Genomic DNA, 6,514 nt, shown 5'->3' on the forward strand with positions numbered 1-6,514 from the left:
AAACTATAAGTGCAGCGGATAGGAGCGACCTATTCACTACAAGTTTATGGTACTAGTGGTCGCGAAGCGATCGATAGAGGCTGATTCGACAAAACGATTACTCCAATCCAATTCATGAAGCAATAGCTTTCTCCAAGTGCCTTCCCTGGGACGGAAGGCGTATGGTGCCCGTGCGCACCATACGCCGTAGGTGACGGAAGCGTAGTATGCCTGTGTGCACACTACGCCGTTACTACTCAAGACTTGAATGAAATCAAGTTTTGAGCCAACCGGTAGCCCTAACGCGGATAGGCTGTAGCGCCGCGAAGCGATCGATAGAGGCTGATTCCACAAACCGTATTTCTCAAATCCGAATTCATGAAGCAACAGCTTTCTCCAAGTGCCTTCCCTGGGAGGGAAGGTGTCGCCGTAGGTGACGGAAGAGTCGAAACTGGTAGCCCTAACGCGGATAGGCTGTAGCGCAGCGAAGCGGTCGATAGAGGTTGCATCCACAAAACCACATCAGGCCGCGAGTACTCTCGCTGAGCGGGGAAAGCAGTAGCACAGCGGCGCGGCTTATGGTATAATATCAAAGAAACAAACTTACACTACGCATTTTATGAGGTGATTACATTGACAAAACCAATTATCGTAACAGGACACAAGAGCCCTGATACGGACTCCATTTGCTCATCCATCGCCCTGGCTCGTTTGAAACAGCTCCAGGGTATTGACGCTATCCCTGGCCGGGCTGGCGAACCGAATAAAGAAACAGCCTTCGCCCTGAACTACTTCCACGTAGAACCGCAGCAGCTCATTAAGGACTTCTACGTCAAAGTTGGCGAAGTAACCCATACAGACGTAGAACCGCTGAAAGTCAGCGCCAGCCTTAAAGACGCTGCCCAGTGGTTTGCTACGCATCCGGCTTCCATTGCTCCTGTTGCCGAAAACGGTGCCTTCCGAGGCGTCATCGACCGCACGGCCCTGGCCGAAGAATTCATCAAAACCGTAACCGGTCAGGAACTGAGCATGGTCAAAGATCTCATGCACGATCCGGACGTCTTCTTCAGCACGAGCGACCGCGCCTGCGATCTCCCGGAAGAAGGACAGGTAGTCGTCGTTGACGACGGCAAATACGTAGGCATGACCTGCGCAGCCTGTGCAGCCGGCGTAGAAAAACAGAAAGTATTCCTCGTCGACCACAACGAAAAGAAACAGATCATCGACGGCATTGACGACGCAGAAATCATCGGCGTTGTCGACCATCACCGCATTGGCGGCACCTTGGCTACAGATGGCCCGATCTTCATCCTTTTCCGTCCCGTTGGCTGTTCCGCAACGATCGTTACGGGCCTCTACAAACAGGCAGGCGTAGCAATTCCTAAGGAAATTGCCGGCCTCCTCTTGTCGGCCGTTATTTCCGACACCGTTCTGTTCCGCAGCCCGACGTGCACCGAAGAAGACAAGGCCGCAGCTCATGAACTGGCTGCCATCGCCGGTGTCGACATTGAAAAATATGGCATGGAACTCCTCAAAGCCGGTGCCAACGTTTCCGACCTCACGCCGGAACAGATCACCAAAAACGACATGAAGGAATTCTCTGACGGCAACATCACCTTCACTATCGCTCAGGTACAGGTCATGGACGTATCGGACCTCCTGGCTCAGAAGGACGTCCTCGTCAACGCCCTGGAAAAATTGCGCGCAGCCAACAACTACGCCGCTTCCTTCCTCATGATCACGAGCATCATCGACGAAGCGACGAACCTCATCTTCGCCGGCAACCTCGACGAAGTCGTCGGCAAAGCCTTTGGCAAAGACGTATTGGATAAAGAAGTCTACCTGCCCGGCGTCATGAGCCGTAAGAAACAGGTCGTACCGCCCATCCTGTCGGCGCTGAAATAAGTAAGACCCAATTGTACTGATTCGAAGTGCCCTCATTGAACGATGAGGGCATTTTCTTTGAAGGAGGATACATTGATTTGAATCCCATTCTTAGCACCCTCAACGACCAGCAGCGTAAGGCCGTAGAACACACGGAAGGCCCCTTGCTCATTACAGCCGGCGCCGGCTCGGGCAAGACTAAGGTCCTTACGAGCCGCATTGCTTATCTCCTCGAAAAAGGCGTCGCTCCCTACCATATCCTGGCCATTACCTTTACCAACAAGGCCGCCAAGGAAATGCGCGAACGTGTACAGAACCTCGTTGGCGCCGATGCCGAACGCATTTGGCTCAGCACCTTCCATTCCTTCTGCGCCAAGCTCCTGCGCTTTGAAATCGACGGCTTCGACGGCTACACGCGTAATTTTACCATTTACGACGCAGGCGACCAGCAGACCCTGGTCAAAGACTGCCTGAAGGAAATCAACCTGGACGACAAGCAGTTCCCGCCGCGCTCTGTCCTGGCTACCATTTCATCGGCCAAGAACGCCCTCATGACGGCCAAGGAATTTGCCTCCCGGGCCGGCGATTTCTACGAACAGAAGGTCTCCGACGTGTACACGCTCTATGAAAAGAAGCTCCACGACAACAACGCCATGGACTTCGACGACCTCCTCTTCATGGCCGTGCGCCTCTTGCAGGACAACGCAGACGTACGCGAAAAATACCAGAGCCGTTTTCAGTATATCCTCGTCGACGAATATCAGGATACGAACCGCGCCCAGTACCTCTTGACGCACATCCTGGCTGCGCGCTGGCAGAATATTTGCGTCGTCGGCGATGCAGACCAGAGCATTTACGCCTGGCGCGGTGCCGATATTAGCAACATCATCGACTTCCAAAAGGACTATCCCCAGGCGACGACGATCAAGCTGGAACAGAACTACCGTTCGACGAAAACCATTCTCAATGCGGCCAACGCCGTCATCGATAACAACACGAGCCGTCCCCAGAAAAATCTTTGGACAGAAAACCCGACAGGCCACAAGATCATCCATTATCACGCCCAGACGGAACATGACGAAGCCGACTACATTGCCGGCGTCATCTACAACCGTCACGGCATCGAAAAAGAGCCCTACGGTGACATGGCCATCCTTTTCCGTACGAACTCCCAGTCCCGTGTCCTCGAAGAACAGCTCATGCGCTACGGCATTCCCTATACCATGGTTGGCGGCACGAAGTTCTACGACCGCAAGGAAATCAAGGATATCATCGCCTACCTGCGCCTCCTGTACAATCCCGAAGACAGCCTGAGCCTCATGCGTATCATCAACGTACCGAAGCGCGGCCTTGGCGCGACGAGCATTGAACACCTCATGGACTACGCCGAAGAAGAAGGCATTTCCCTCTTTGAAGCCCTTTCGTCGACAGAAGAAATCCCTGTGAGCAAACGGGCCAAGGCAGCACTGGAAAACTTTTCTGTTACTATCTTCGACCTCTTGGGCCACGCCGAAGAATGGGACGTCCTGCACCTCATGGAAGAGGTCATTAAGCAGACCGGCTACGGTGCCATGCTCGACGCCGAAGCGGCCCACGATCCGCAAGGCGAAAGCCGCAAGGAAAACGTAGGCGAATTCCTTTCCGTTGCCAAGGACTACGTCGATGGCCATCCCGAAGGCAATCTCCAGGACTTCCTGGAAACGGTAGCCCTCGTGAGCGACGTCGACGAATTCGAAAGCAGCGAATCGAAGGTCACCCTCATGACGCTCCACGCCGCAAAGGGACTGGAATTTCCCGTCGTCTTCCTGGCCGGCCTGGACGAAGGCCTTTTCCCGCACAGCCGGACCCTCATGGACGACAGCCAGATCGAAGAAGAACGGCGCCTGGCCTACGTGGGCATTACGCGGGCCGAACGGCAGCTCTACGTGACCAATGCGTCGACGCGTGCCATGTACGGCCGCGTTTCAGCGTACTTGCCCAGCCGTTTCCTCGATGAAATCCCGGAAGGCCTCATGGAAGAATACCACCGCCGGGCGACGACACCGGTCCGCCAGACCAGCGATGTACCGGGCCGTCAGCGCGTATCCGTCCTGGCCACCAAGCCCGTAGCAACGAACCTGCCCAAGCAGCACGCCGTCGACAGTACGTGGCAAGTAGGCGACAGCGTCCGCCACAAGGTCTGGGGCACAGGCCGCGTCCTCGCCGTCATCGGCGAAGGGCAAAATATGCAGCTCAAGCTGGAATTTCCGACCAAGGGCATCCGCCAGGTCGTCGTCAAATTCGCACCCATCGAAAAAATCTGAGAAGGGGAGTAGAAAACCATGTCGCAAACTGAAGACCTGCACAAACGCTTACAGGAACTGCGCGAAACCATCAATACCCTGAGCTATCAGTATTACACGCTCGACAAACCGACCATGAGCGACTACGAATACGATATGATGTACAGGGAACTGGAAAACATAGAAAAAGAACATCCCGAATGGATTACGCCTGACTCGCCGACCCAGCGCGTAGGCTCCAAGATTTCCGGCGGCTTTGCCAAGTACACCCACGACCGGCCTATGCTGAGCATGGGCGACGTCTTTAACGACCAGGAGCTGCGCGAATTCGACCAGCGCGTCCGCGATGACCTCGATGGCGAAGACCTGGAATACGTAGTGGAACTGAAAATCGACGGCCTGGCAGTCAACCTCATTTACGAACAGGGCCAGTTCATCCGCGGTGTCACCCGTGGCGACGGCGTCACCGGCGAAGACGTGACCAATAATGTCCGCACGATCCGTACCATTCCCTTACGCATCGACAGCGACTCGCCGCACATGGAAATCCGCGGCGAAGTCTACATGCCCATTCCGGCCTTTGAACAGCTCAACAGCCAGCGCCGCGACGACGAACTGGAACCCTTTGCCAATCCCCGCAACGCCGCTGCCGGCTCGCTGCGCCAGCTCGACCCGCAGATTACAGCCCAGCGCAAGCTCGCCTTCTTTGCCTACGCCATCGGCGGCACTGTCGGCATCGATATTCCCAGCCAGGAAGCGCTCCTGCAGGATCTGAAGGCCTTCCATTTCCAGGTCAACCCGGAATACAGGAAATTCACGAACATCGAAGACGTCATTACCTTCATCCACAGCTGGGATGACCGCCGCGACACCTTGGGCTACGCCACAGACGGCATGGTCGTCAAGGTCAACTCCTTCGCCCAGCAGGCCCGTCTCGGCAATACCGTAAAGATTCCCCGTTGGGCCATTGCCTACAAATTCCCGCCGGAACAGGCTAAGACCAAGGTACTGGGTATCTCCGTCAGCCTCGGCCGTACAGGTGTCCTCACACCGGCTGCGGACCTGAAACCGGTCCGTCTGGCCGGCACGACAGTGAAACGGGCAACCCTCCACAACGAAGACTACATCCGCGACAAAGACATCCGCGTCGGCGACACCGTCGTCATCCAGAAAGCAGGGGAAATCATCCCGGAAGTCGTCCGCGCCCTGCCGGAACTGCGCACAGGAGGTGAAGAAGTCTTTGCCATGCCTGCGACCTGCCCGAGCTGTGGCGGCCCCGTCGTCCGCAGAGAAGGGGAAGCAGCCACGCGCTGCATCAACCCGGATTGCCCGGGCGTCCTCCTCGAACGGGTAGCCCACTTCGTCTCCCGCAACGCCATGAACATCGACGGCCTGGGTGACGCCATCGTCAGCCAGCTCCTGGACCACGAACTCATCCACACCGTAGCCGACATTTACGGCCTGAAAAAAGAAGACCTCGTCGGCCTCGACGGCTTCGGCGAAAAATCAGCTGACAACCTCCTCAAAGCCATCGAAGCCAGCAAAAGCGTAGGCCTCGCCCGCGTCCTCTTCGCCCTGGGCATCCGCTTCGTCGGCGCCAAAGCCGGCCGCATCCTGGCCGAATGCTTCGGCACCATCGACGCCATCATGAACGCCAAAGCCGACGAACTCACCGTCATCGACGAAATCGGCCCGCGCATCGCCGAAAGCGTCGTCCAATACTTCCAGGACGAAAAACACCGCGCCCTAGTAGAAACCCTGCGCCAATACGGCGTCGACATGACAGCCGAAAAACGCACCCTAATTAACGCCTCCTTCGACGGAGAAATCGTAGTCCTCACAGGCAAACTCCAAACCATGACCAGACAAGAAGCCCAAGAAGCAGTAGAACAACGAGGCGGCAAATGCACAAACTCCGTCACCAAGAAAACCACACTAGTAGTAGTAGGCGCCGACCCAGGCAGCAAATACGAAAAAGCCCAACAACTAGGCACCCACATCATCACAGAAGAAGAATTTAAAGAATGGCTAAAATAGCTTTCCCCGCAAAGCGGGGAGAGTCCGCGCGGCTCGGCCGCGGGGGAGAGAGGGCCAATAAAAAATCAATCAGATAAATTCGGACCACAAAAAGGTACCATCTCTCCCCGACCATATCAGCACTATAGCTTACTAATCAACCGCTTAATTACAATGTTATAATACGCCTTTATCGACCGCTTCGCGCCCACTTTCCCCTCAGGGAAAGCAATTGCACCATAAACCTTAAAATAATATTGTATTAAAATATATGAAAGGTAGGCTTTCCCCGCAAAGCGGGGAGAGACCTGCTACCATAAGTCAAGGGGTCAACAATAATTTTTTAATTCTTT

3 protein-coding genes are annotated in these 6,514 nt (G+C 55.3%); all 3 read left to right on the forward strand.

What is annotated here, in order from left to right:
- Positions 1–612 precede the first annotated feature (612 nt).
- Complete coding sequence (locus tag PGX44_RS13540) at positions 613–1,884, forward strand: manganese-dependent inorganic pyrophosphatase (RefSeq protein ID WP_498855786.1); 1,272 nt, start codon at positions 613–615, stop codon at positions 1,882–1,884.
- A 77-nt stretch (positions 1,885–1,961) separates the two neighbouring features.
- The gene (gene pcrA, locus PGX44_RS13545) at positions 1,962–4,166 is read left to right on the forward strand and encodes a DNA helicase PcrA (RefSeq protein WP_498855787.1); all 2,205 of its coding nucleotides are present in this window, start codon (positions 1,962–1,964) and stop codon (positions 4,164–4,166) included.
- 18 nt (positions 4,167–4,184) lie between these two features.
- Positions 4,185–6,182 (forward strand): NAD-dependent DNA ligase LigA, encoded by a 1,998-nt coding sequence (ligA, locus tag PGX44_RS13550; protein WP_498855788.1) that lies wholly within the window; start codon positions 4,185–4,187, stop codon positions 6,180–6,182.
- Positions 6,183–6,514: the final 332 nt, after the last annotated feature.

It is taken from the genome of Caecibacter sp. AF58-12pH5A, from assembly GCF_027681725.1.
Classification (GTDB): Bacteria; Bacillota; Negativicutes; order Veillonellales; family Megasphaeraceae; genus Megasphaera; species Megasphaera hominis.